This is a genomic window from Helicobacter anatolicus (assembly GCF_021300615.1).
GTDB classification, from domain to species: Bacteria; Campylobacterota; Campylobacteria; order Campylobacterales; family Helicobacteraceae; genus Helicobacter_H; species Helicobacter_H anatolicus.
The window spans coordinates 345,153-370,477 of sequence record NZ_JAJTMY010000001.1 but is presented as its reverse complement, the minus strand read 5'-3'; the positions used below and the strand labels follow the sequence as shown (position 1 = coordinate 370,477).

General features: G+C 31.2%; 25 protein-coding genes. 11 read left to right on the top strand and 14 right to left on the bottom strand.

Annotation, left to right across the window (positions count from 1 at the left end):
* Nucleotide 1: 1 nt before the first annotated feature.
* From LW133_RS01985 to LW133_RS01970, 4 genes are all read right to left on the bottom strand, one after another.
* A complete protein-coding gene (locus LW133_RS01985; RefSeq protein ID WP_233075881.1) occupies nt 2-1,351 on the bottom strand; it encodes an SH3 domain-containing C40 family peptidase in 1,350 nt (449 codons plus the stop codon).
* Complete coding sequence (locus LW133_RS01980; protein WP_233076185.1) at nt 1,345-1,677, bottom strand: arsenate reductase family protein; 333 nt, start codon at nt 1,675-1,677, stop codon at nt 1,345-1,347. The genes LW133_RS01985 and LW133_RS01980 overlap by 7 nt, the downstream gene beginning before the upstream one ends.
* Before the next feature lie 40 nt (nt 1,678-1,717).
* A complete protein-coding gene (locus LW133_RS01975; protein ID WP_233075880.1) occupies nt 1,718-3,613 on the bottom strand; it encodes a motility associated factor glycosyltransferase family protein in 1,896 nt (631 codons plus the stop codon).
* A gap of 173 nt (nt 3,614-3,786) precedes the next feature.
* Nucleotides 3,787-5,334: a flagellin B gene (locus LW133_RS01970; protein ID WP_233075879.1), complete on the bottom strand. Its 1,548-nt coding sequence runs from the start codon at nt 5,332-5,334 to the stop codon at nt 3,787-3,789.
* A gap of 146 nt (nt 5,335-5,480) precedes the next feature.
* Here LW133_RS01970 and topA point away from each other — a divergent pair, with 146 nt between their 5' ends.
* The 3 genes from topA to LW133_RS01955 are packed head-to-tail and all read left to right on the top strand — an operon-like array spanning nt 5,481 to nt 9,382.
* On the top strand, nt 5,481-7,676 hold the full coding sequence (gene topA, locus LW133_RS01965; protein ID WP_233075877.1) for a type I DNA topoisomerase: 2,196 nt from the start codon (nt 5,481-5,483) through the stop codon (nt 7,674-7,676).
* Nucleotides 7,673-8,599: a radical SAM protein gene (locus LW133_RS01960; protein WP_233075876.1), complete on the top strand. Its 927-nt coding sequence runs from the start codon at nt 7,673-7,675 to the stop codon at nt 8,597-8,599. The genes topA and LW133_RS01960 overlap by 4 nt, the downstream gene beginning before the upstream one ends.
* Nucleotides 8,600-8,650: 51 nt before the next feature.
* Entirely contained in the window at nt 8,651-9,382 is a 732-nt protein-coding gene (locus LW133_RS01955) for an outer membrane beta-barrel protein (RefSeq protein WP_233075874.1), read from the top strand.
* A 7-nt stretch (nt 9,383-9,389) separates the two neighbouring features.
* Here LW133_RS01955 and LW133_RS01950 read toward each other — a convergent pair whose 3' ends face one another.
* Together LW133_RS01950 and LW133_RS01945 are read right to left on the bottom strand one after the other, a co-directional pair.
* Entirely contained in the window at nt 9,390-9,704 is a 315-nt protein-coding gene (locus LW133_RS01950) for a DMT family transporter (RefSeq protein ID WP_233075868.1), read from the bottom strand.
* On the bottom strand, nt 9,701-10,018 hold the full coding sequence (locus LW133_RS01945) for a DMT family transporter (protein WP_233075867.1): 318 nt from the start codon (nt 10,016-10,018) through the stop codon (nt 9,701-9,703). Before LW133_RS01945 ends, LW133_RS01950 begins: the two co-directional genes overlap by 4 nt.
* Before the next feature lie 91 nt (nt 10,019-10,109).
* Between LW133_RS01945 and pyrC the strand changes: the two genes are divergently transcribed.
* The 8 genes from pyrC (at nt 10,110) to LW133_RS01905 (ending at nt 18,853) form a co-directional block, all read left to right on the top strand.
* Nucleotides 10,110-11,129: a dihydroorotase gene (gene pyrC / locus LW133_RS01940; protein WP_233075866.1), complete on the top strand. Its 1,020-nt coding sequence runs from the start codon at nt 10,110-10,112 to the stop codon at nt 11,127-11,129.
* A 158-nt stretch (nt 11,130-11,287) separates the two neighbouring features.
* Nucleotides 11,288-12,064 carry an alpha-2,3-sialyltransferase gene (locus LW133_RS01935; RefSeq protein ID WP_233075865.1) on the top strand — a complete coding sequence of 259 codons (777 nt, stop codon included), beginning with the start codon at nt 11,288-11,290 and terminating at the stop codon, nt 12,062-12,064.
* Between the two features lie 224 nt (nt 12,065-12,288).
* Complete coding sequence (locus LW133_RS01930; protein ID WP_233075864.1) at nt 12,289-13,146, top strand: hypothetical protein; 858 nt, start codon at nt 12,289-12,291, stop codon at nt 13,144-13,146.
* Between the two features lie 138 nt (nt 13,147-13,284).
* Complete coding sequence (locus LW133_RS01925; protein ID WP_233075863.1) at nt 13,285-14,487, top strand: hypothetical protein; 1,203 nt, start codon at nt 13,285-13,287, stop codon at nt 14,485-14,487.
* Nucleotides 14,488-14,500: 13 nt separating this feature from the next.
* Nucleotides 14,501-15,712 (top strand): glycosyltransferase family 61 protein, encoded by a 1,212-nt coding sequence (locus tag LW133_RS01920; protein ID WP_233075862.1) that lies wholly within the window; start codon nt 14,501-14,503, stop codon nt 15,710-15,712.
* Between the two features lie 198 nt (nt 15,713-15,910).
* Nucleotides 15,911-17,329 (top strand): glycosyltransferase family 9 protein, encoded by a 1,419-nt coding sequence (locus LW133_RS01915; RefSeq protein ID WP_233075861.1) that lies wholly within the window; start codon nt 15,911-15,913, stop codon nt 17,327-17,329.
* 132 nt (nt 17,330-17,461) lie between these two features.
* On the top strand, nt 17,462-18,106 hold the full coding sequence (locus LW133_RS01910; RefSeq protein WP_233075860.1) for a class I SAM-dependent methyltransferase: 645 nt from the start codon (nt 17,462-17,464) through the stop codon (nt 18,104-18,106).
* Between the two features lie 45 nt (nt 18,107-18,151).
* Nucleotides 18,152-18,853 carry a class I SAM-dependent methyltransferase gene (locus tag LW133_RS01905; protein ID WP_233075858.1) on the top strand — a complete coding sequence of 234 codons (702 nt, stop codon included), beginning with the start codon at nt 18,152-18,154 and terminating at the stop codon, nt 18,851-18,853.
* Nucleotides 18,854-18,936: 83 nt separating this feature from the next.
* Here LW133_RS01905 and ychF read toward each other — a convergent pair whose 3' ends face one another.
* Genes ychF through folD form a run of 8 tightly spaced genes read right to left on the bottom strand, consistent with a single transcriptional unit; the run spans nt 18,937 to nt 25,276 of the window.
* The gene (ychF, locus tag LW133_RS01900) at nt 18,937-20,037 is read right to left on the bottom strand and encodes a redox-regulated ATPase YchF (protein ID WP_233075856.1); all 1,101 of its coding nucleotides are present in this window, start codon (nt 20,035-20,037) and stop codon (nt 18,937-18,939) included.
* Nucleotide 20,038: 1 nt separating this feature from the next.
* Nucleotides 20,039-21,445, bottom strand: a complete 1,407-nt coding sequence (locus LW133_RS01895) for a leucyl aminopeptidase (RefSeq protein WP_233075854.1) — start codon at nt 21,443-21,445, stop codon at nt 20,039-20,041.
* 2 nt (nt 21,446-21,447) lie between these two features.
* Nucleotides 21,448-22,170, bottom strand: coding sequence for a DedA family protein (locus LW133_RS01890; RefSeq protein WP_233075853.1), 723 nt, complete (start codon nt 22,168-22,170; stop codon nt 21,448-21,450).
* Nucleotides 22,170-22,721 carry an adenine phosphoribosyltransferase gene (gene apt, locus LW133_RS01885; protein ID WP_233075851.1) on the bottom strand — a complete coding sequence of 184 codons (552 nt, stop codon included), beginning with the start codon at nt 22,719-22,721 and terminating at the stop codon, nt 22,170-22,172. The genes LW133_RS01890 and apt overlap by 1 nt, the downstream gene beginning before the upstream one ends.
* Nucleotides 22,718-23,062: a hypothetical protein gene (locus tag LW133_RS01880; RefSeq protein WP_233037381.1), complete on the bottom strand. Its 345-nt coding sequence runs from the start codon at nt 23,060-23,062 to the stop codon at nt 22,718-22,720. Before LW133_RS01880 ends, apt begins: the two co-directional genes overlap by 4 nt.
* Nucleotides 23,055-23,519 carry a ribose 5-phosphate isomerase B gene (rpiB, locus tag LW133_RS01875; RefSeq protein WP_233075849.1) on the bottom strand — a complete coding sequence of 155 codons (465 nt, stop codon included), beginning with the start codon at nt 23,517-23,519 and terminating at the stop codon, nt 23,055-23,057. The genes LW133_RS01880 and rpiB overlap by 8 nt, the downstream gene beginning before the upstream one ends.
* 36 nt (nt 23,520-23,555) lie before the next feature.
* On the bottom strand, nt 23,556-24,431 hold the full coding sequence (lepB, locus tag LW133_RS01870) for a signal peptidase I (protein ID WP_233075848.1): 876 nt from the start codon (nt 24,429-24,431) through the stop codon (nt 23,556-23,558).
* Nucleotides 24,431-25,276, bottom strand: coding sequence for a bifunctional methylenetetrahydrofolate dehydrogenase/methenyltetrahydrofolate cyclohydrolase FolD (gene folD / locus LW133_RS01865; RefSeq protein ID WP_233075847.1), 846 nt, complete (start codon nt 25,274-25,276; stop codon nt 24,431-24,433). Before folD ends, lepB begins: the two co-directional genes overlap by 1 nt.
* Nucleotides 25,277-25,325: the final 49 nt, after the last annotated feature.

Genomic DNA, 25,325 nt, shown 5'->3' with positions numbered 1-25,325 from the left:
TCTATCCTTCTTGTGCTATTTTTAAAATATAATCATACAAATCTGACATTCCCCTAACTCTATCTAACAAAGTTTTAGACTTGATAAAAATTCCATTTTTTTCACTAGCAGGAGTCAATGTAGTAATCACAACACCACCTAATAAATTCATTGACTGATTAAACATTTTACTTGTATTTACCCCCCATGCACTATGAGCCACAATAGCCCTTCCATCTAGCACACCAAGGTATAACATAACATGTCCATTCAACCACAAAATCGTAGCAAATGGTGTAGCATTTTTGATAATATAAGCCTCTTTTTCTTTTGCATTCATCTCTCTAAGATCAATCAAATTCTCTGTATATCTTGCCTGTGCAGCAGAATTTCTAGGAAGATAGATCCCAAAGTTTGTAAAGCTATCTCTTAAAAAAGCTGAACAATCTCTGCTTTGCAATTCTCCACCCCATCCATAAAATTGCCCCATCATGCTATCAATCACACTTGCCATACTCAAGAGATTAAACTTTTTGGGGAAAAGTGAAAAATCATTTTTTAGAATCTCTGCTCTATTTAACTCTACAAAACCATCACTTTTTTTCTCAGGAATATAAATAGTAAAAGTTTCTTGAGTTTCTTTTTTGATTGGAAAAATTTCTCCCATTCTTGCCATTGTTACAAAATCTTTATGTGTATTATAAATTGGAATCCTATCAGTATTAGGAATTGCGTATTTTTGTGTGTTTCGTAGGATTTTTTCATTTTCTGGTGCGATTTTTGCCAAATGCTCCACCTGCACCCAACCATAAACAAAACCACTTTGTATATGTGCAAAATCCCTCGTAGTATTATAATGCGTAATCAAAACAGGAGTTCCTTTAAAAATCAACGCATTTTGCCAACGATCAAAAGGATAATCATCTCTAGCCTTAAAACTTGGTAAAATTGTAGGGACTGCTCTTACCGAGGTATCCTGTGTAATAATAGCCTTTAGCGCTACAGAGGGATAGTGTTCAATATCCATACTATTATAAATTTTTTGCATATCTTCTTGACTATAACGCTTCAAATTAGGACCAAAAGCTGGTCTTTTTAACAAAGATGGCACAATCCAAAATACCTCATCAATATTTGGATTTGCTATAGATTCATCCCAGGGGCTATAAAATTTTTCAAGATATTTTGCTCGTAAAATTTTTTCAATATCTTTAGGAAGTTCCACTTCTGCTTGTTGTGTTATATAATAATTTGCATCTTGAGGTAAATCTAATTTTGCTTCAGTAATTTCTTTTTTTACAATTACCCAAGATAGGGCAATTATACACCCAACAACAAGGATTGCTGAAGTTAAAACAACCTTTTTTAACATAAATTTTCCTTATATATCTCCTCATCAAAACCCAATAATAATATATCCCCTCTCTGTACCACAGGTCGCTTAATTAAAGAAGGATTTTGCACACAACATTCCAATAGTTCCTCTTGACTAAGATTCTTATCTTTTAAACCTAGTTTTTTATAAGTCATACCTTTATTATTCACAACCTTAGCAATGCCTTGCTTTTCTACCCAGTTTTTTACCAATTCAATTGTAGGTGGGAATTTTTTGAAATCGATAAATTCATAATCTATCCCCCTTTCTTCAAGAAATATTCGCGCTTTTTTTACACTGCCACAATTTGTGATTCCATACATTCTTATCAATATATATTCCTTATTTTTTGCCAAAATACTACTAAATTTTTGTAAATTCCCCTTGCTCTTTTAATGTATCCTTAATTACATTAATAACGCAATCCATTCCTCCAGCCAATGAAAATAACCAGTATTTATGAATATACAACCACTCAAGCTGCTTTGCCTTTCTTTCTTCTTCATTTTTTGTATATCGCACTAAAATTTTTGCAATATCTAGCTCTTGATGAAATATATAAGATTGTATTGCATCACTAAAATAATTTACAAATTTTATATCTTCAAAAAGCATTTTTACCTTATCAATTTTCTTATTTAAAGAATCAATTTTTTTAAAATTAATACGATTTAGTGCATTGATCTTATTTAACTCCTCTATCTCTTCGATATATCCTGCTATTTTCAAAAACAATTCTTCAATCATCTTTTTTTTACGCATACCATATTGAATAATATCTTCACATTTTTTACGTGCTAATTTGAGGTTTTTTGCACTCTTTTTTTTATCGGGATAAGATAATATTATTTTTTGTTTTTCTTTTTTTTCAATCAAATTGATTGCATCTTTAAAAGCCATTTCTTTTGCACCATGAATTCTTGCTCCACCCTCTGTTGCATTAATCACTTCAATTTTATAGGGTGTATGTGCAATATCTGTTTCAAAAAATTGCAAAAATAACTTCCATACAAGAGTAGTCTCTACCTCTCCACCTCCACCATATTTTTCTACAAATACTTTTTGTTCCTTTGGTTTAATTTCATTGCTTCCATAAACTGCATCTTGTGCATGCGAACTCCCATCTTCTCCAAATGCCAGATCCTGTCCAATCAAAATACACCGCTTAAATCTAGAATGCACCACCATTTCATACGCCATATTTGCTGCACTCATTCCGATACCAAGATAACCATACTCATGGAATCCAAACATATTTGTATAACCAAAAGGTCGCATGCTAAATTGCTTCACCCCTTTTGTAATAGCATTTTTTAACTTGGGATGCACAATAGAAGTAATTGCAAACACCACATCTTCTTGTGCTTGCTCTGGAGTATCTGTATAAAATTTTGCTGTCGCTTCCACGCGTTCTAAAGATAATACCACATCTGGTTTAATTCCATTTTTGTATAAAATTGGAAAAGAAGCGTCAATGCAAAATAATGTAACATAAGGTGCAATTTCTTTTAGCAATGGTAATTGTTTATTAAGACTTGGGCCTGTGGAGACAATAACCGCTGTATCACGATTTTGCAATTTATTAATTAATTCAATCAATGTGGGAGATTCCAACATATCAGGCAAATTAAAAATATGCTGCTGCAATCCTATAATTGCATCTCTTGTATCATTCCCTACACTAATAACATTATGTTCAATGCTTTTGATAAAATCTTGATTAATTCTTACAATCTCCTCTTTATATTGTTCATAAAAAAAGTTAAACACAAAAAGATCATAAACTTTTGCATATAATTTGCTTTTTTTATCCATCAAAAATAAAGAATTAATCATCACGCTATTACAATGTGGTGAAAAAAGCAAAATCACACGATCACTCAAAATTTCCTCACTAAAATCCACTAAATTTAACACAATAAACAAAATTTCAATTTCTGGTTCAATAATAACAATGCGTTTAATTTGCTCATTGCTCAGCAATAATCTATAAAAAACCCCATTACCAAGCCCATAAAAATATAAATACGGATAATAACTATAAGGAACAAATTCATTAATTTTTTGCATACTCTCTTCTAGAGGTTTATGCGTAAATAAGGGCACAGCATCCTTTTTTCTTATAATATTAAAATTTGCATTATCTTTGTCATCCATATAAACTTCAAAATTTTCATTTGGCTTTACTTGCATTAACGCCAATGCTAAAAGTGGATCTTTTTTCTTTAAAGCATCAAGATTCTTTTTATAAATATCCATGGCACGCTTCCTTAGGAATTTTTTCATTATTGTAACAAAACAAAAAAGCAAGAAATAAAGAAAAATTAAAAAGAGTAAAAGGAGATTAATTATTTAAAATTCTTGTCGATTGTTACTTTAACTCTCAAAGAGTGAGAGTTGTGGTGGGCTAAACCACAACTTTTTATTTAAAACTATTGTAATAATCTTAATACATTTTGTTGGACTGCGTTTGCTTGTGCTAATGCAAAACTTCCACTTTGCGCCAAAATATTATTTTTTGAGAAGTTTGCAGATTCTGCAGCAAAGTCCACATCTCTAATTTGAGATTCTGCAGCTTTTACATTTACTTGTGTTACAGAAATATTATTAATTGTTGATACCAATTGAATTTGTACAGAACCCATATCTGCTCTAATTTTATCAAGCTGTGATCTTGCAGAATCTGCCATATCCATTACAATCATTGCACCTTTTAATGTTGTAACACCAGCACCCAAGCCCTGTCTATTTAAATCTGCCTGCGCCACATTAGCATTTGCTCCAGAAGCAGAAGCAATATCAGCGCTAAACATGCCTTTAATTTGTCGCAAACTTGTTGTAACTTCCGCAATACCTTGAGAAGAGTGAAAACCAATATGAGAGAAGTTTGTACCACTTACAACAATATCTCTTGCATCATTTCTAATCAGTGTCAAACGCCCTACAATTGCGTGATTATTTCCAGAGATTCCTGCAAAGTTTCCGCCACCAAAAACCCTTGAAGAATCTTCACTCTCCGCATGGATAGCAATCGCACGCCCATCAACAGAAGTAAGATTTAATCTTCCTGTAATATCTAAAGATGCCTCTACACCTGTTTGATCTTTCACGCTATTGATTGCATTAACCAATTTCCCATCTGCATCATTTTTACGAATATCATTAATTGTTCCAATCTCTACACCATTAATTGTCAATCCTCTTACTGTACCAGACATTACAGGACTTGTCCCTGTTGCCATAACATTATAAGTTGCTTTTACACCTAATTTATCAGAGAATCTATTAATTACTTCACTTAATGCACCAATACCTGTTCCTGCAGATGTAGAAATTTTCACGGTTTCAAGCTCATAATTATTTACACCATCAGTAGCCTTAAAATTTAATGAAACCTCTGTAAGATTATTACCACCAGCAGATGCTAACATCCCCTCGCCATCTACTGAAGCACTCTCCATTCTAATATGTCCGATTTTATCAGAACTTGTAGAACCAATTGAAGCTTTTACAGTTGTATTAGAATATGCACCAATTTGGAATTCTTTATTTGTAAATGCACCAGAAAGCATTTGTTGCCCATTAAAGCTTGTGGTATTTGCAATATTATCAAGCTCTTCCATCAATCTTCTAATATCACTTTGTAAAGATCTTCTTGTCTCTTGACTTTGACCATCTTGTGCGGCTTGAATAGCCTTAGTTTTGATTGTATCCAAAATTTTCAACTGCTCATCCATAGCCTTATCTGCAATTTGTATAATACCAATCGCATCATTTGCGTTTTTAATTGCCTGCCCTAAACTCTCACTCTGGCTTCGCAAGCTATCTGCAATTGCCATACCTGAAGCATCATCTGCTGCTTTATTGATTCTCAAACCAGAACTTAACTTCTCCAAAGAGTTTGCTATATGCCTATTTGTTTGCACACCTATACTATGGGCATTTAATGCCGCAATGTTTGTATTTATCCTAAAACTCATGTTGCATCCTTTGCTATATTTTGAATTAACGCAACAATGAAAGCAATAAGTGTTCCAAATTTTTCACACAGCAAAATAGCAATAATGAAAAAAATGTGATAGAATAAAAAATTTTTAAATTCATATTAATTATAAAGTAGTAAAAAATGAAAAATCTAATTATCGTAGAATCTCCAGCTAAAGCAAAAACCATTAAAAACTTTTTAGGCAAAGATTATGAAGTCATCGCCTCCAAAGGACACATTAGAGATTTACCTAAATTTACCTTAGGTATCACTATAAAAGATCAAACATTTTCAGCAAAATACCAAGTTTCTAAAGATCATAAGGATATCGTCAAAGAAATTCAAGAACTTGCAAAAAAAGCAAAAAATATTTATATCGCAACCGATGAGGATCGTGAAGGTGAGGCTATTGGTTATCACATCACACAAGCTATTGGTAAAAATGTACAAGATTTTCCACGTATTGTTTTTCATGAAATTACAAAAACTGCTATACAAAATGCATTAAAAAGTCCTCGTCTCATTGATATGGATAAAGTCAATGCACAACAAGCAAGAAGGTTTCTAGATAGAATCGTGGGTTTTAAACTTAGCTCACTTGTTGCCAGTAAAATTGCATCAAAACTTAGCGCAGGGAGAGTGCAAAGTGCAGCTTTAAAAATTATTGTAGATAAAGAAAGAGAGATTAAAAAATTTATTCCGCTAGATTACTACACCATTCATGGAAATTTTTTAGATTTAGATTCTCAACTTATTTCTTATCGAGGTCAAAAAATCAAAGAACAAGATATTGTAAATTATGACCTTGCAAAAAAAATGCAAGAAGTATTAGCAAAAAATACCTTTATCATCAAAGACTTGCAAAAAAAATCTAAAAAAACCCCCACTCCTCCGCCATTTATGACCTCTACTTTACAGCAAAGTTCTTCCAGTATTTTGGGATACTCTCCAACAAAAACCATGAGTATTGCTCAAAAGCTTTACGAAGGTGTACAAACCCATCAAGGCAACATGGGGGTAATCACCTACATGAGAACAGATAGCCTAAATATCGCTAAAGAAGCACAAGATCTTGCTAGAGAAAAAATCCTTAAAGATTTTGGTAAGCAATATTTACCCACAAAGCCAAAAATCTACAATACCAAAAGCAAAGGTGCGCAAGAAGCACATGAAGCTATACGCCCTACAAACCTTGATTTTACTCCAGAAATTGCAAAATCCTATCTCGGAAAAGATGAATTAAGAATCTATACATTAATTTACAATCGCTTCTTAGCTTCGCAAATGGAAGATGCGGTTTTTGAAAGTCAAAGCATCAGTTTTGTTGGCGAAGATGGAATCTTTAAAGCCAGTGGGCGCAAACTAGTTTTTGATGGTTTTTATAAAATTTTAGGTAATGAGGACAAAGATAAACTACTCCCTGATCTTAAAGAAAATGAAGTAGCAAAATTACAAAAAATCGAAGTTTTAAAACACACAACACAACCCCCAGCACGCTATTCTGAAGCATCTTTGATTAAAATGCTAGAAAGCCTAGGAATAGGGCGTCCAAGTACTTATGCACCCACTATCACATTACTAAATAATCGCGACTATATCAATGTAGAAAAAAAACAAATTTTCCCGCAAGATAGTGCTTTTAAAGTCATAGAAATGCTAGAGCAATACTTTAATGAAATTGTAGATTCTACTTTTAGTGCTTCTTTAGAATCTAAACTTGATGCTATTGCTGAAGAAAAACTAGATTGGCAAAAAGTACTTTGGGAATTTTATGAACCTTTTGAGAAAAAAATCATACAAGGAAAACAAGATATTGTTTCGCAAAAAGTCGTTATCTCCACAGGAGAATTTTGTCCAAAATGTAATAGCGAACTTGTAATTAGAAAAAGTAGATATGGGGAATTTACCGCTTGCAGTGGCTATCCTAAATGTAAATATATTAAGCCAAGAGAAAATAATACCACGCAAGAAGAAAGCCAAGAAAATTGTGAAAAATGCGGAAAGCCCATGGTTAAAAAAATGAGTAGAAATGGTGAATTTTTAGCCTGTAGCGGTTATCCTGATTGCAAAAATACAAAACCTCTACATAATAATAATACTGCTCCACAAGTTATAGAAAATATCTCCTGTCCTGAGTGTCAAGGTGAGATTTTATTACGGAGAAGCAAAAGAGGGCTTTTTTATGGATGTGCAAACTATCCTAAATGTAATTTTATTTCCAAATTTCTTCCTACAAAACAAACTTGCCCTGAATGTAATTATATTATGGCAGAGCGCACTTATAGAAACAAGGAAGTCTTTGAGTGCATCAAATGTAAGCATAGAATTGAAAAATGAAACCTATACTTTTTGGCCCTATTACTTCACGAAGATTTGGCACTTCTTTGGGGATTGATCTCTCCCCAAATATAAAACAATGCAATTTTGACTGCTTATATTGCGAACTAGAAGGCAAAAGAGCTATAGAAAAAATGGAAGATATTATTAGTGTAGATTCTATCCTTCAAGCACTACAAAATACTTCTTTAGATTCTATTGATGTATTGACGATTACTGCAAATGGTGAGCCAACCCTCTATCCTCATCTCTACGAGCTAATACAAAAAATCAAAACTATTATCCCGCAAAAAACAAAGACTCTAATTTTAAGCAATGGGTCAAGATTTGGCGAAAGCTGTGTGCAAAAAGCTCTGCTTTTATTTGATAAAGTTAAATTTTCTCTAGATGGTGGAAATCAAAAAATATTTTCTCGTATCGATAGGCCACACAAAAATCTTATGCTCCAAAATATTACAGAAGGAATTAGAAATTTTTCAAAAATTTATCAAGGAGAACTTTTTGCAGAAATTTTATTTATCAAAAATATCAATGACAAGCAAGAAAACCTTGATAATCTTATTAACTTCTTTAAAGATTTAAAATTAGCAAGAATTGATCTTAGCACAATTGATCGCCCTCCTGCTTACACAACTACTCCCTTAAGTTTTGAAGAACTAGAACTAATTGCTAAATTTTTACAAAAAGAATTACCTCATATCCCTATAAGTATTCCTAAGCGTAAAGCCCCCTTACAAGATGCACAATATCTCGAAAAAGAAGAACTTTTTAATCTTATTGCGCGTCGCCCTATTGAAGCTACAGAGGCACAAAAGATTTTTACAAAAGATACATTAAGTCATCTTACCGCTCTACTTAATGAAAAAAGAATTTTTCTACAAAAAGTCGATCAGCTTTTTTTTTACACTACTAAAAATATTTAATATTTTCCTCTATTTTTGTTATAATTCATGAATTTTATCCAAGGAAAAAATATGCAATTTAAAAAAATTATTCCTCTTCTCTTTTTTATGCAAGCCCTTTTTGCAAAAGATGGTTTTTTTGTCGGTGCAGAGATGCAACTAGGAAATACCAATATTAAAGAAAAAGTTTGTGGTGAAAGATGTGCAAATGGGCAGCCTTCAATCAATGAATATATCTATACAGACTCTAAATCTACTTCTTTTGATGCGGGATTACTTTTAGGCTATCAACATCTCTTTGATGAAAAAAAAGCACATGGTCTAAAAGCCTCTCTTCATCTTTATGGAGGCACTGGATATAAAATATCATCAAAAGCACATGATTTTTATTCTTTTGAACTTAACTATATCCCTATTAAAACTGGTTTAGATCTTGCTTATATTTTTAATTTTTATAATCAAGAAGAACATAAAGTTGGTTTTAGCGTTGGTGTAGGATATGAAGTTGATGTCTATCTTCCTAGCAATGGAAAATATAGCCATTATCCTATTCTTGGACCTGCCAATCTTAAGACTAAAAATCTCATTGCACATGGAATCTATCCCACTCTAGGGTTTTACTACATTCTAAAACAACACCATAAGTTTGAAATCAACTATCGCTATACTGGATTAATTAAGCAAATTAACCCCGATGATAGCATCATTGTAAACTCGCAAGTAGATAAAGATAAATTAGATCCCATAACCCATAAACTACAATATAATAATTATTTTGTTTTAAATTATTCTTATATTTTTTAATTAAAGACTATAAAGTCTTTAACCCAATCACTGAAGCCACAATCAAAAAAATAAAAAAGAGCTTTTTAAAATTACAGCTCTCTTTAAATACAACAATGCTTAATATCACTCCCCCAAAGGTTCCTATCCCCGTCCAAATCGCATAAGCTACGCTCATTGAAAACTCTCTCATACTCAAACCTAAAAAATAAAGCGATAAACCAAAGGTAATACAAAGCAATAATATCCATTGTAAAACTTTTTTACCCATAGAAATTTTTTTGAGCACCAGAACACCTACCACTTCAAGCAATCCCGCCAAAATTAAAAAAATAAAATTCATGATTTTTTCTCCTCCTTAATCAACTTTAAACCAATAATGCCAATCATTAAAACAAAAATTAAAAAAAGTTTCACTATAGTAAAATCCTGCTTAAAATAAAAAATATCTATACAAACAACACCAAAAGTACCAAGCCCAACAAACATTGCATAAGCAATACTTACCTCCATTTTTTTACAAGCCATAATCAAGGAACTAAAAGAAATACAAACTCCTATAACAATGCTTATAATTCCAGGCAAATTATCTGAAAAATATTTCAACCCACTCACCCAAAAAATCTCTGCTACTACTCCTAGCAATAACCACAACATTCTATCTCCTTACTCTTAAATTCCTTGATATGATTAGAACAAAAAATGGTATTATAATTGTAAAATATCAATAAAAAAGTTAGGAGTTTGCATGCAAACTATTACACTTAAAAACCCATTTGATATGCATTTGCATCTCAGAGAAGATGCAATCTTAGAATCTGTTTTGCCTTTTAGTGCAAGAACTTTTTTAGGTGGCGTAGTAATGCCAAATCTAAAAAATCCAGTAAGCACAGCAGAAGATGCAATACAATATAAAAATCAAATACAAAATATATGTCCGGACTTCTATCCTTTAATGACAATTTATATCACTCCTACTCTTAATGAAAGCGAACTAAAAAAAGCTAAAGATTTAGGTATAAAAATTCTCAAACTCTACCCTAAGGGCGCTACTACAAATTCCAGTAATGGTGTAGATGATATTTTAGATTCTAAAATGCTAAAACTTTTAGAAATTGCTCAAGATATGGATTTTATACTCAGCATTCATGGCGAAAGCAATGGCTTTAGTTTAGATAGGGAGTATGAATTTTTAAGTATTTTTGAATTTTTAGCAAAAAAATACAAAAAACTAAAAATTGTATTAGAACATATGAGCGATCATCGAAGTATAAAAATTCTAGAAGATTATGAAAATCTATTTGGCACACTTACTTTGCATCACATTACCCTAGATTTAGATTCGCTTTTGGGCAAAGGTTTATCACCTCATTATTTTTGCAAACCTATTTTAAAAACTCCAAAAGATAGAGAAAAGCTTCTAGAACTTGCGTTAAATGCTCACCCTAAAATTTCTTTTGGATCAGATAGTGCGCCACACACTTTAGAAAATAAACTCAAAGATAATGCTGCTGCAGGGATTTTTTCAGCTCCTTATCTTTTAGAATCTCTTATTGAGCTTTTTGATAAAAATCATGCATTAGAAAATTTACAAAAATTTATCAGCGATAATGCATTCAAAAACTATGCACTAGATTCTAAGGATTTTGTGGAAAAAACTTTAACTTTTTATAAAAAACCTTGTCAAATTGTAGAAAAAGTTACAACAAAAGATGGGCAGACAATCATTCCAATGCATGCAAATAAAATGCTTTCTTGGTCGCTATAGGCTTTATTTTCTTGCTTTTACAAAAATCCTATAAAACAAGAATAAAAAATGATGTTTTTAAACATAAATCTAAAATGTTGATTTTATAGATTCCTAAAAACACTATCACAATCCATAAAATCTCATAAAATAATAAAAAATCAAAAACAGGAGAAGAGATGAAACCTATTATCATAGCAGGAAATGGTCCTTCACTAAAATCCATTGACTACACAAGAATTCCAGAAAACTATGATCTCTTTCGGTGCAATCAATTCTACCTTGAAGATTCTTATTTTTTAGGCAAAAATATTACAGGTGTATTTTTTAATCCCTTTGTCTTTAAAACTCAATATTTTACACTAAACCATCTTATCAATAATCATGAATATCAAGTAAAAGATGTATATTGTAATTTTGCAGGATTTGATAATCAACATCAAATTAAAGAGATAGAATTCTTTTTTCCTCTAGTTAAAATGACAGCAAATTATTTTACTAAAGTCCCACAACTCCATGCCTTATTAAAATTTAATCAATACTATTATCAAAAAAACTTTACTGCTAGCATCATAATGATTATTGTTGCAATCGCACAAGGCTATAAAGAAATCTATCTTACAGGAATTGATTTTTATGAAGGCGGAGGGGTAAATTATGCATTTGAAGTAAAAGATCTCAAAAATCTAACTACTATGATTCCGCATTTTCAAAATCAAGATTTTAAAGACCCTTGGCACTCTAAGGAAGTCGATTTACAAGCTATAGCAAAAATCCAAGAATTATTCCCAGATATAAAACTCTATAGTATTACACCAGATTCTACCCTATCTCAATATATCCCCCTAGCCCCACAACAAAATCAAAGCCCAACACTTCCTATCAAAAAACCACAAAATTATACAAAAGATGTGATCTTACCTCCTGATTTCAACAAGGGGGGGGGGGGCTTGTAAAAATCAAAATTTTCCTCAAAAATACATTAATAAAATATCAAGTTACGCGAGAAAACTTCTATATAAAATTTCTCATCGATACAAAAAGATTTTTTTGCGGAACAATAGCGATAATAATTAATATAATTAAAAAAGTTTTAAAAGAAAGATAAACATGACTTATTTTTGTCAAAATCCTGTTTTACTAATTTTTTACAATAAATTTGATGCCACCTTAAAAGTTTTTGAAAGTATTAAAAAAGCAAAACCAAAAAGACTTTATCTTGCTAGTGATGGGGGGGGATAAACTAACACAGCAAAAAATCATCATTCTAAGAGAAAAAATATTACAAAGTATTGACTGGCAATGTGATGTTTTTACTCTTTTTTCAAAAACAAATCTTGGATGCAAAATGGGTCCATATCGAGCAATTTCATGGTTTTTTGCAAATGAATCTCAAGGAATTGTTTTAGAAGATGACTGCCTACCCTCTCTAAGTTTTTTTCATTTTTGCGATATTATGCTCCAAAAATATCAAAACCATGAAAATATCGGAATTATTAGTGGCATGCAATTTTGCACACATTACACCAAAAATTTTTCTCAAGATTATTTTTTTACAAAATCTGTACATACAAATGGTTGGGCTACTTGGCGAAGAATTTGGGAAAATGTAGCAATGGATTTTAAAGATTTTCAAGGAAATTTTGAAGAGATTATTCCACTTTTTATCTCTAAAAAAGAAAAAGCTCAATGCAAAAAAATCTTTGATATCTGGCAAAAAAAAGGATTTGAAGATGCATGGGATTATCAATTTGGATTCCACTTGCTTTATAAAAAAACACTAAACATTAGCCCAAAAAATAATCTAGTTATCAATATTGGCCTTACACATCAAAATGCTACACACAAAATTTTTGATGACTTTTTCCACAAATTAACATTACAAGAAATGCATTTTCCTCTAACAGATCCCAAAGAAATTACGCGAGATATAAATCTAGAGATAGAATATTTCAAAAATTTCAAAAAGAAAAATTTAATTTTTAGAATTATTAATAAAATCTCTCGTACATTTTTTAAAAAACATATTTTTAAATAAACTCATCATACCCACTCTTTTATTTTTAAATATAAACCATGCTACATTTTCCAATTGTTTTGCAAAAATAAAATCTAGCATTTTTGTTATAATTGCGATAAAACAAAGGAATATTATGCTACCCCCCCCCCCTCACACATGGAATTTAAAACACCTAATGATTCTTCTTATTACACACTAGAAACCCATAGCCCATTTGCTATCACTCAAAATGAAATTAATGCATTAAACTCCCCAAGAATCCTAGGGATTAGCGGGCATCTTCGTGTAAAAAATGAACCTCATAGTGTCACATTAGCTATCCTTAGCATCTTACCTGTGCTAGATGAACTCATCATCACCTGCCAACCCTTCATTAATGAAAGCAATCAAGATGAAACCTATTTGCAATGCCTTGATCTTGCAAAAAAATATCCCAACAAAATTAGACTTTTTTACTATACGCCAGAAGTTTTTGCAGTAAGCAATTCACATATTTCTAACCAAAACAAAGAAATGCAAGAAATTTTAAAACACTATAACAATCATATTCCTGAAAATTCTATCCACAGCATCGCACATTACTACAATTATGGACTTGTAAAAATTCGCTATAAATACTATATAAAAATTGATGCTGATCACATCTATCTTACAAATAAATTGCTAGAATTTAGAAAAGCATTATTAGCGTGTGATCATCTACTTGGTCAAAAACGCAACATTTTTCATCAGCTTATTGGAAAGCTTTTTACTCATTTTTATGCACCCATGAGTTCTAAAACTTCTTTTCAAAATTTCATTAAATTCTGTTATCTCATTAATAAAAGATGTGCTTTTAGCCTCTCTGGCCTTAATATTGGCGCAAAAAAATATAGGGATTTTTCCATCAAAGAACAAGAAGAGTATTTTCCACTTAAAGAATATAATTGCTTATATATTCCAATCAATCCTCATAAACATCAAGGATTTCAAATCTATAATGGTGCAGATCATGTTATCGCTCCAATTACAGCAAATAATATCTATAAAATGAATCCAAATGGCTTTGAAGAACTCCAAATGCATCATTTAAAACATATCTTAAACCTTGGGATTTTTTCCTTTCACTATGGACTAAAAAAACGCAATATTCTTATCAATGGAAAAGAGCAAAAAGATTTTCTCTCTTTAAATGATTTTTTAACTACTCCTATAAAAAACATCAAAAAAAATGCAAAATTTATCGGAAAATCCTATGAAAAAAGGCATCAAAAACACAATCTTATTTATTGGAAAAAAAGAGATTGTATTGAAATTGAAACCTTCTTAAATTATCTAATAAAATCAAAAAATGAGATAGAATCATACAATCTAGGTTAAGGAATTTCTTAAAATGCTATTACTCAAACATACTACAATACAAGAAGCTTTACAAAATCATGAAATTATTATGCAAAAAACAATCTTTCCATCTGAAGAAATTTATATCAATGGCGGGGACTATAACTTTTATTTAAAAGATATCTTTGGAAATCATCATAAAGCATTTAGACCCTATCGTCATAAAACACAAGAATTTAATGTTTATATGCTTCCAAATGCGTATTGTTTTAGCAATCAAGAAATCATTCTCACACAAAGTAAAAAATTTTTAATCGAGCAAACAAGCTGTAAAACACATCCACTTTTTTATCAAAGTTTAAAAGCACAAAAGGCAAAAAAACCCGAGGGGGGGGGGGCAAGAGTATTTATAAATAGTCTTTTTCCTCTTTATAAAAATATTAAAACCCGCTTTAAACTTCTGTTTGCAAAAAACATCCACGCAAATGTTGCTTTATTAACGCGTCCTGATATAGAGAATTGTTATGGACATCTCATTGCAGATGTAGCCTTTAATCTCTATCAAATTCAACAATTTGAAAGATTAACAAATATAAAAATAGATTATTATATTCTACCAAACTCCAAATCATTTCAAAAAGAACTTATTAAAATTTTTAATATCCCCACCCGTAAAATTATCTCTTCTTGTTTATCTATAACCTTAAGAGCAAAAAATATTATCATCCCCACACTTACTAAAGATTATGAATTTATTGAATATAGAGGTTATTTACACTATCGCACCAATGCATTTCACAGTGCAATCGCAAAAATATTTGATTCTTTTAAACCCAAAAATATAAAACCACATAAAAAAATCTTTTTAAAACGCCCTGAAAATTCTAATCGTCTTATTGAAAACAACCATGAAGTAGAAGAAATTTTTAAAAGTTTTGGTTATGAAATTGTTTTTCCAGATATTTTAAATTTTAAACAAATTATAGAACTTTTTTCACAAGTAATTTGTATTGCATCTTTACATGGATCCGGACTAGATAATATTTTATTTGCAAATGATGAAATTTATGTTTTTGAGATCTTTTCACAATATTATTTTGACAATAGTCCTCAACTTAAAGCATTACTTAAACATTGTCGCTATTCTTATTTAGTTGGAGAAACTCCAGACACTTCCATGCATCCTCAAAAAGAAAATGTTTATATCAATCCTCAAGCTTTAAAAACTGCACTTAAAATCCTAGAAACTCATCTATCAACCTAAAAAATATTATGGAGTTTATTTTGAAAAAATACCAATCAATATTTGTTAAAAATTTTACAAAAAAATCTATAAAGCATCAAAACACAATCTTATTTATCAAAAAACAAAGATGCGCTTTATACTAAGGGCTTTTTAAACCTATAAGGATGAAAGAAAATTTGCTATAATATCGGTATTTATTTTACTCTGAGGCATTTTATGCATATTTATCTTGGCAAAAATACAGACAAAAAACTACTTCTTGATTTTCTTTTTTCCTTGCGATATCTACAAAAAGAACTACTATTTTCAAGCAAAAATCAAAATATTTTAGATGTAATTGCAAAAAAAAATTTAGCGATAAAAACACTTTCTCAAAAAGAAAATGCATTTTTGCATTGCGACCTTATTTTCATGCCAGATGAAACTGAAAAAAGTCTTGCTAAAAATCAAGAAATACTTTATTATATTCCACAAAAACCTCAAATCACAAAATCTTTTCTAAAAATTATTCGATTTTTTTTCTATGAAATATTTGACTTTTTATCAAGAATTTTACTTCAAATTTTCCAAAAAAAAGGAGAAAAAAAGGGACTTGTCATTATCAAAACAGATGCAATTGGGGATTATATTTTATTTCGCAATTTCCTCAAACCACTTAACGAAAAATATGGAAAAATCACACTTATTGGTAATATCGCTTATCAAGAGCTATTTAATACTTTTGACAAAGATTATGTGGATACTTTTATCCCTATCAATAGAAAACAATTCCTTAAAAATCCTTTCTATCGACTAAAGATTCTTTTTTTACTTAAAAAAAATCATTTTACAACCCTACTAAACCCTCTTTTTAGTCGAGATTTAATCAGTGAGCAAATCGCACATTTTATCACTGCTGAAAATAAAATCACCTCCACAGGTAATACTTCAAATCTTAGTCTTAAATTTAAAAAATACTTTGATAAATTTTATACACAAATCCTTCCAAGCTCCCCGCAAGTCACTTTTGAATTTCACAGGAATCAAGAATTTTTTAGTACATTTCTCAATGATAAAAATATACCTTTTTTACTTGAACTTAAAAATCCTGATATAGTTTTACAAAAATTCCAACTTCCTAAACCTTATGCAGTTTTATTTATCGGTGCTTCAAATCCTTATCGCAAATGGAGTGCCAACTCTTTTATAAAAGTAGGAAACTTTCTTGCACAACAAGGCTTAAATATTGTAATTTGTGGTGGCAAAGAAGATAGAGATACTGGGGAATATATTCAAAAAAATATTTCTCATCAAACAAGTATAAATCTTTGTGGTGCAACCTCACTTAGTGAGGTTGCAAAAATCGTGTATAATGGCAATCAACTACTTAGCAATGAAACATCTTGTGTGCACATTGCTAAGGCCATTAGACACGACAAAATTTTTGTCGTGTATAATGGCAATCACTTCCATAGATTCACCCCCTATCCAAAGGATTTAGGAGGTGAATACTATGGAATCTACCACCCCATTGTACGAAAAAATCCCAGTGCCTACGCCATTTTTTCAAACTTTTTACAAGAAAGTAGACTTGACATTAATGCCATAAAAGCGCAAGATGTCATTTCTATCTTAAAAAATCATCTCAAAGGATAATTATGCAATGCAAAATCTGTCAAACAACCTGTAATTTTATTTTTAATGCCCCTATATTAAACAAATATCAAATTCCTTTTTTTAAATGTAAAAACTGCGGTTTTATCCAATGTCAAAAAGCTTTTTGGCTTGATGAAAGTTACACAGAAGCAATTAATGCATCAGACACAGGAATCCTCTCTCGCAATCTTTTTTTACAAAAAACCATCTCTACTCTTGCGTATTTTTTATTTGGCAAAAAAGCAAAGATTCTTGACTGGGGGGGGGTATGGTATTTTAGTAAGAATGCTAAGAGATATTGGTTTTTCAACATTTTATTATGATGCTTATGCACAAAATATTTTTGCCAAACCCTTTACTTTTTGCCATCAAACCCCAATAGATTTAATTGTATCTTTTGAAGTTTTTGAACATCTTGAAGATCCACAAAAAACATTAGAATCTTTATTAAAAATATCAAAAAATATTTTATTCTCAACTGAGCTAATCCCCTCTGAAGTTCCACCCTTCAATGGAGAGCAAACATGGTGGTATTATGGTTTTTCTCATGGGCAACATATTAGTTTTTATTCTTACAAAAGTCTTGAAGTCCTTGCAAAAAAACACCAACTTTATTTTTATTCTTATCGCAATATTCATCTTTTTACAACAAAAAAATTTCCTAAATTTATCTTCAAAAGTATTATTATATTAAGTAAAATAGGGTTTCATCTTCTACCAAAATTTTTTATGCAAAGCAAAACTCAAGAAGATTCAAAAATCATTTTACAAAACTGATTTTTATACGATATTAAATTACTACCCAAAAAAATAAGGATCTTTATGGATTATTTTAATGCAAGAGGAATAAGCCCCCTTACTTATGAAAATTATAAACTACCTAGCTATATGGCAAATATTATTCACAAAAATTTAAATGCAAAAATTTTAGATTTTGGTTGCGGTTTTGGTCAAAATCTCCTAGCGATTTCTCAAATCTTAAAAACAGCAAGGGGGGGGGGGCAAGTAAAAGGGATTGATATTAATCTTCAGGCAATAGAATCTTGCAAAAATCAAGGACTTGATGCAGAAGTTGTAGAAGATATTTTTACCTATCAACCTATCGAAAAATTTGATATCATATTTATCACTCATGTATTAGAACATTTTCCAAAAGACCAAATCATTCCATTGTTAAAATATCTCAAATCTCATCTTCTTAAAGATAAGGGAATGCTACTTATTGCTGTACCAAATGCACAGAGCCATACAGGTGCTTACTGGGCCTATGAAGACTTTACCCATAATGTTTTATTTACATCTGGTAGTTTAATCTATGTCTTAAAAATGGCAGGTTTTGAAAACCTTGAATTCCTTGATAAAGATTGCCTTGATGACCTCAAAGGAATCAAAAAACTCATGCGTCAATTTTTTCTAAAACTTTATAAAATCAATAATAAATTTTGGAACAAAATCACTTGTAGTGCATTTCATGCTGCAAGTCCTGAAATTTTTAGTTATGAATTAAAAATCAAAGCTTCTTAAACAAAAAAATAAAACCACTAAATCCATTCTAAGCAAAACACAAAAAAAACGGATTTTTTAATTCTCTATAAAAATTCTATATTTTATACATTAAATCTAAAGTGCATAATATCCCCATCTTGGACAATATAATCCTTCCCTTCAATACGCAAAACCCCTGCTTCTTTGCATTTTGCCTCACCACCATATTTGATAAAATCATCATATGCTATTGTCTCAGCACGAATAAAGCCCTTTTCAAAATCCTTATGAATTACCCCTGCAGCCACAGGTGCACTATCTCCTTTTTTAATTGTCCAAGATCGCACTTCTTTTACCCCCGCTGTAAAATAACTAATAAGCCCTAATTTATAAAATCCCGTGCGAATAATTTGCTCCAAACCACTCTCAGAACACCCCATGCTCTCTAAAAACTCTTTTTTTTCCTCATCACTCATGCTTACCATATCTTCTTCAAGCTTTGCACAAAGCTTAATAATTTCACAACCATTTTTTTGTGCATATTCTTTAAGTCGCGTTACATAAGTATTATCTCCTGCCAAATCATCCTCTGACACATTAGCTCCAAAAATCACTTCCTTATTACTCAAAAAACGCAATTCACGATTTAAAAGATAAAACTCTTCATTATCTTGCTTTTCAAAATTTCTTACAGGTTTTCCTTCTTCTAAATGTTTTTGTAAAGCTTCTGCAAGCTCTAACATTGCCTTTGCTTCTTTATCTGCTTTTGCTTGTCTAGCTAGTTTTTCAATCCTTTTTTGCAAAGTTGCCAAATCAGCTAGAATTAATTCTAGATCAATAATCTCAACATCTCTAATAGGATCTATACTTCCTTCCACATGAGTGATATTTTCATCATCAAAACATCGCACCAAATGCAAAATTACATCTGTTTCTTTAATATTTGCTAAGAATTGATTCCCTAATCCCTCGCCCTTACTTGCTCCTTTCACAAGACCAGCAATATCAACAAACTCCACCATAGAATGCAAAATCTTTTCTGGATTAATAATTTTTGCAATATGATGCAACCTTGCATCAGGTACTTCTACAACCGCCTTATTAGGCTCGATTGTACAAAATGGGTAATTTGCAGATTGCGCATTTTGTGCCTTTGTAAGTGCATTAAAAGTGCTTGACTTTCCAACATTTGGCAGACCAACTATTCCAATTGATAATCCCATTTTATCCCTTTTTTACAATATTCTTAATAAATTCTACACAAGCCCTAACACCTGCTCCACTACCTCCATAAGTATTCACATCCCAATCTTTTTCTACATATGCTGGACCTGCGATATCAATATGCAACCATTTATCTTTATATTCTTCTCTAATAAATGCTCCCAAAAACATCCCCGCAGTAATTGCTCCACCATACCTAGAACTTGCAATATTGCAAATATCTGCGATTTTTGATTCTATAAGTTTTTCTAAATGTCTATTAAAAGGTAGTTTTGCTACTAATTCGCCACTTCTTAATGCATCTTTTTCAAATCTTGTTTTTAACTCCTCATTATATCCCATAATACCACTTGTATATTCTCCAAGCCCTACTACACAAGCACCTGTTAAAGTTGCAAAATCTAGTAAATAATCAGGTTTTAAATCCTGTGCATAGCTCAAACAATCTGCCAAAACCAATCTACCCTCTGCATCAGTATTACGCACTTCTATGCTTTTTCCCTCCCGAGAAAACAACACATCATCAGGCTTATATGCATCTCCGCCAATCATATTTTCAGTCGCCCCAACAATAGCATGTAATTCCACTTCCATTTGCAAAGCCGCCACAGCTTGCAAAATACCAATAACCGCACATCCACCACTCTTATCCGCCTTCATGCTCACCATAAAATCAGAAGGTTTTAAAGACAATCCCCCACAATCATAAGTTAATCCCTTGCCAACAAGTACAATTTTTGCGCGTGGATTTTTGGACTGATATTTTAAATGAATTAATCTTGGCTTATGTACCGATGCACGATTTACAGCCAAAAAAGCACCCATTTTTTCTTTTTCCAAATCTTTTTCATCTAAAATCTTACATGTGATATTATTTTGAGAGGCTACATCTCTACCCCATTGTGCTAAAAATTCTGGTGTAGCATCTTGTGGTGGAGTATTTACCATATCTCTCACATCACAAATTGCCTGCGCAATAATTTGCAATTCTTGAATATCCTCTTGTGTGATTTTACATTTTTTTGTCTCTTTTAAAATTACTTGTTTTAAAACATTTTCTTTTTTCTTAGTTTTATAAGAATCAAAAGAATATCCACCAAGTAAAATTCCCAAAACCAATGCACGCATAGTTTCTAAATCTTCACAACAATCTAATTCAAAACTCTTAAATGCATAATTCTCAAAATAACGTGAAATTTGACAACCTGCTTCACGCAAATAATCTTTTTGCATTTCTTTAATTCCCCAATAAAGAATCATTTTTGACTGATCAAAAAAACTTCCTTCACCCTTATAATTAAAAGTTTTAAAAATCTCTTCATTTGGTAATTGTTTGTTAGGTATAAAAACAACACGCACATCTGCCTTTTCTTGCTCATTTAAAATAATTTCATATTGATTTTTCATTTTTATTTCCTTTCTAATTGATTTTCAATATCATGACTTATGCTTTCAACTTCTTGACTTTTTAATTTTTTAGCATGACGATTAAAATAATAAATTACACATAATAAAAATATAGCAATAAAAATCACGAGAATATAAGGGTGGTTTTTTAAAAACTTCAAGATACTTAAAATTTGCTCTCCTAAAATCCACGCAAGCAAAATGGTAATTGCCGCCCAAATCCATGCACTTACAAGATTAATTAATGCAAATTTTAATGCACTATAACGCGTCAAACCAATGCTAATAGGAATAACTGTCCTCATGCCATACATATAGCGTTGAATAAATATAATTCCCCAGCCATATTTCTGTAGCAATAAATGCGCTAGAGCTAACTTTCTACGATGATTTGTAAGCTTTTTTTGAATATAAGCCTTGTTAGATCTTCCGATAAAAAAATAAATTTGATCTCCTACAAATCCTCCAAGTCCTGCAATAAAAATTGCCAACCATACATTTAAATCTCCTGTGTGTGCAGCAATTCCGGCAAAAATTAATCCCAGCTCCCCTTCCAAAACACTCCAAAAAAATAAAATTGCATAACCCCAAGTTGATACATATTTTTTCCAAATTTCAATAATTGCATCTTCTAAAGAAAAATCCACATGTTTTACATATAAAAAAAGCAAAAAAATAATTAAAATCCCTATTCCACCAAACACAAACCATTTTATTTTTTTCATCAATCCCAAAGCTCCAAAACACTAAAAACATTTGCCTTTAATTTGACATCTTGACTAAGCATTTTTAAATCCATCAAAAAGCACGCCTCAATACATTCTCCACCCGCTTGCATAATCAACTCTTCACTCGCCTTAGCAGTTCCACCTGTAGCTATCAAATCATCAATTAATAATACTTTAGGATTTAAAACACCACAAAATGCATCTTGATGAATCTCTAAAGTATCACTTCCATACTCTAATAAATATTCTTTTTGAAATACTTTGTAAGGTAATTTTCCTTTTTTGCGAATAGGCACAAAACCTTTTTTTAGTGCATATGCCAAAGGACTACCAAAAATAAATCCACGAGATTCTATACCCGCAACAAAATCAATCTCATATTTTTCATAGCGATTTTTTAATACCTCAATCAAAGCAAAAAATAAGTCTTTATGTTGCAACAAAGTTGTAATATCTCTAAATTTTATACCTTTTTTAGGATAATCATTAATAATCCTAATATTTTCTAAAATCTGTATTTTTAAATCGTCAATTGACAAACCACTCATAACAATGCCTCAATTTTTTGCTCTAGATCTTTAATGCGCGTTTTATATTTATCAGTGTCCATGCGATATTGTGCATTTCTCTGTTTTACAGTTTTTAATTCATTTTTTAAGTTATTTAACTCTTGAGTTAGTAAGTCAATATTTCCTAATGCTCTTTGTAATTGTAATTGATGTTTTTGTATCAAAATCTCTGCCTCTTGCAATGTAAGCTTCATGGAAGCAGAATTACGCTCTTCTTTTTCTGCGATAGATTTATAAAATATTGCACGAATAACCACAAAAAGTACAAAAATAATAAAGATTGTTATCAAAAACCAACGAACCAAATTATTATCAAACATGTGCACCCTCATCAATTTTTTCTAGTCGTTGCAAATGGCGACCGCCCTCAAATTCTGTATCCACAAAAGCTTCTAAAATCGATTCTACAATACCTTCTCCTAAAAGACGCTCTCCTAAACACAAAATATTTGCGTCATTATGTAAACGCGTCATTTTAGCCATATAAGCATCTAAACACAAAGCAGCACGAATACCCTTAAAACGATTTGCACAAATACTCATACCAATTCCTGTTCCACAAATCAAAATTCCTCTGGAATCTTGATTTTTTAAAACTGCCCTACACACTTCTTTTGCATAATCAGGATAATCTACCTTTTTTTCTTGTGGCAAAAAACATACTACCTCATGCCCTTTGTGTTTTAAAAAATCTTTTACAAAGCTTGCAAGTTTTATACCTGCATGATCCGCTCCTAAAAAATATTTCATCTCATCAAACCCTTTTTTTAATTTCATAAAAATTCTAGCAAAAAACCAAAGTTTTTATCTAAACTACTGCAACATTTCCTTTTCTAAAGTTTTAATATTTTTAAACATACGCTCCCAACGAATACTTAAAAACTTTTTAGGATTATTGGCCACATCTGCTTCTTGACTATTACGCAAATTTAGGCTAAATACAACCACCCATGGCATTCCAACAATACGAGAATAAGGCACACTATCCCAGAATCTAGAATCTTCACTATTATCACGATTATCCCCGATCATAAAAAATTCATCTTGTGGAATCTTTTTGTAAAATACCAAATCACCATTCAATTCAATAGGCTGCATTGCAATTTTTTCTCTACCATGATTGTCAAAATTGAGTTGATCTTTACTATTTGCAAGCATCTGCATCAAATAAAAAGTCTGATTATCTTTTTGATAATGTATACCATGATATTCTTTCATGTAAGGATTAAGAACAAAAATTTTTCCTGCAAACTCTATTTTTTCCTCATCTTTATAATGTGCTTTTATATATTCATTCCCTTCTTTATGGTGCAAATATAAACCTTTTTGAGTAAAAAGTACCTCATCACCTCCAATTGCAAAATTCCGTTTTACAAAATATACATTATCTTTATGTGGAGGCATAAATACTACAATATCCCCGCGTTCTGGACGCTTCCCTTCAATCAAATGTCCATTATTATGTAAATCTGGAAAAATTGGTGTATTTACCCAAGGAAGTCGAGGAATAGGGATCCCATAAGCAAATTTTTTGGCAAATAGCATATCTCCTTCATACAATGTCCCAACCATTGATCGAGAAGGAATAATAAAAGCTTGTGCTATAAAAAAAATAATCAATAAAATAATTATAATACTACCCGTCCAAGTCTTTGAAAAACTCAACAAGGCTTCTAAAAATTTTTTCATTATTTTTCCTTTCTATTTTTAGCTGCAATAATAGTATTTTGCATTAAAGATGCAATTGTCATGGGACCCACACCCCCAGGAACAGGTGTGAAATAACTACTTTTTTTTACTACATCGCTATCCACATCTCCTACAATTCTTCCATCTTCCAAGCGATTGATTCCAATATCTACAATAACCACTCCTTCTTTAACCATATCTTTTGTAATTAATGAGGGCTTACCAACACCTACGCAAAGGATATCCGCTTGTTTTGTATAGAGACTAATATCTTTTGTATGAATATGACAAAGGCTAATTGTCGCTCCACTTTGCAACATCAACGCAGCCAGAGGTTTGCCAACAATATTACTCGCACCTACAATTACAACATTTTTTCCTAATACTTCAATATCATAAAACTTCAGCAATTCCATCACACCCATCGGAGTTGCAGGTAAAAATCCATTTAATCCCGCATACATTCTCCCCACATTATAAGGATGAAATCCATCTACATCTTTTAAGGGATCGATTGCTTCTAAAATTCTTTGTGTATTAATATGACTTGGTAAAGGCAACTGCACCAAAATACCATCAACATCTTCATCATGATTAAACTTATAAATTGCTTCAAGCAATTGATTTTCTGTGATATTTTTATGATAAGTTCTTGTAATAGAATCAATACCAATTCTATGTGAGGCTTTTGTCTTCATGTTAACATAGGAAGCACTTGCTGCATCATCTCCTACTAAAATCACTGCCAAAGTTGGTATAATATTTTTTTTATACAACTCTTCTACTACTTTAATCATTTTTTCTTCTTGCTTTTTTGCCAAAAGCTTACCATCTAAAAGAATCATCGTGCCCCTTAAAATAATTTTTGCATACTATAATTATAATTAAACTTTA

Bases quoted from the DNA above. Each gene is read 5' to 3' on its own strand.
- LW133_RS01975 (WP_233075880.1), bottom strand. From the start codon at position 3,613: ATGGATATTTATAAAAAGAATCTTGATGCTTTAAAGAAAAAAGATCCA.
- pyrC (WP_233075866.1), top strand. From the start codon at position 10,110: ATGCAAACTATTACACTTAAAAACCCATTTGATATGCATTTGCATCTC.
- LW133_RS01980 (WP_233076185.1), bottom strand. From the start codon at position 1,677: ATGTATGGAATCACAAATTGTGGCAGTGTAAAAAAAGCGCGAATATTT.
- LW133_RS01950 (WP_233075868.1), bottom strand. From the start codon at position 9,704: ATGAATTTTATTTTTTTAATTTTGGCGGGATTGCTTGAAGTGGTAGGT.
- LW133_RS01945 (WP_233075867.1), bottom strand. From the start codon at position 10,018: ATGTTGTGGTTATTGCTAGGAGTAGTAGCAGAGATTTTTTGGGTGAGT.
- LW133_RS01890 (WP_233075853.1), bottom strand. From the start codon at position 22,170: ATGAAAAAAATAAAATGGTTTGTGTTTGGTGGAATAGGGATTTTAATT.
- LW133_RS01970 (WP_233075879.1), bottom strand. From the start codon at position 5,334: ATGAGTTTTAGGATAAATACAAACATTGCGGCATTAAATGCCCATAGT.
- LW133_RS01920 (WP_233075862.1), top strand. From the start codon at position 14,501: ATGCTATTACTCAAACATACTACAATACAAGAAGCTTTACAAAATCAT.
- LW133_RS01910 (WP_233075860.1), top strand. From the start codon at position 17,462: ATGAAAGTTACACAGAAGCAATTAATGCATCAGACACAGGAATCCTCT.
- LW133_RS01915 (WP_233075861.1), top strand. From the start codon at position 15,911: ATGCATATTTATCTTGGCAAAAATACAGACAAAAAACTACTTCTTGAT.
- apt (WP_233075851.1), bottom strand. From the start codon at position 22,721: ATGAGTGGTTTGTCAATTGACGATTTAAAAATACAGATTTTAGAAAAT.
- LW133_RS01905 (WP_233075858.1), top strand. From the start codon at position 18,152: ATGGATTATTTTAATGCAAGAGGAATAAGCCCCCTTACTTATGAAAAT.
- LW133_RS01880 (WP_233037381.1), bottom strand. From the start codon at position 23,062: ATGTTTGATAATAATTTGGTTCGTTGGTTTTTGATAACAATCTTTATT.
- rpiB (WP_233075849.1), bottom strand. From the start codon at position 23,519: ATGAAATTAAAAAAAGGGTTTGATGAGATGAAATATTTTTTAGGAGCG.
- LW133_RS01895 (WP_233075854.1), bottom strand. From the start codon at position 21,445: ATGAAAAATCAATATGAAATTATTTTAAATGAGCAAGAAAAGGCAGAT.
- topA (WP_233075877.1), top strand. From the start codon at position 5,481: ATGAAAAATCTAATTATCGTAGAATCTCCAGCTAAAGCAAAAACCATT.
- LW133_RS01935 (WP_233075865.1), top strand. From the start codon at position 11,288: ATGAAACCTATTATCATAGCAGGAAATGGTCCTTCACTAAAATCCATT.
- LW133_RS01955 (WP_233075874.1), top strand. From the start codon at position 8,651: ATGCAATTTAAAAAAATTATTCCTCTTCTCTTTTTTATGCAAGCCCTT.
- LW133_RS01925 (WP_233075863.1), top strand. From the start codon at position 13,285: ATGGAATTTAAAACACCTAATGATTCTTCTTATTACACACTAGAAACC.
- lepB (WP_233075848.1), bottom strand. From the start codon at position 24,431: ATGAAAAAATTTTTAGAAGCCTTGTTGAGTTTTTCAAAGACTTGGACG.
- ychF (WP_233075856.1), bottom strand. From the start codon at position 20,037: ATGGGATTATCAATTGGAATAGTTGGTCTGCCAAATGTTGGAAAGTCA.
- LW133_RS01985 (WP_233075881.1), bottom strand. From the start codon at position 1,351: ATGTTAAAAAAGGTTGTTTTAACTTCAGCAATCCTTGTTGTTGGGTGT.
- folD (WP_233075847.1), bottom strand. From the start codon at position 25,276: ATGATTCTTTTAGATGGTAAGCTTTTGGCAAAAAAGCAAGAAGAAAAA.
- LW133_RS01960 (WP_233075876.1), top strand. From the start codon at position 7,673: ATGAAACCTATACTTTTTGGCCCTATTACTTCACGAAGATTTGGCACT.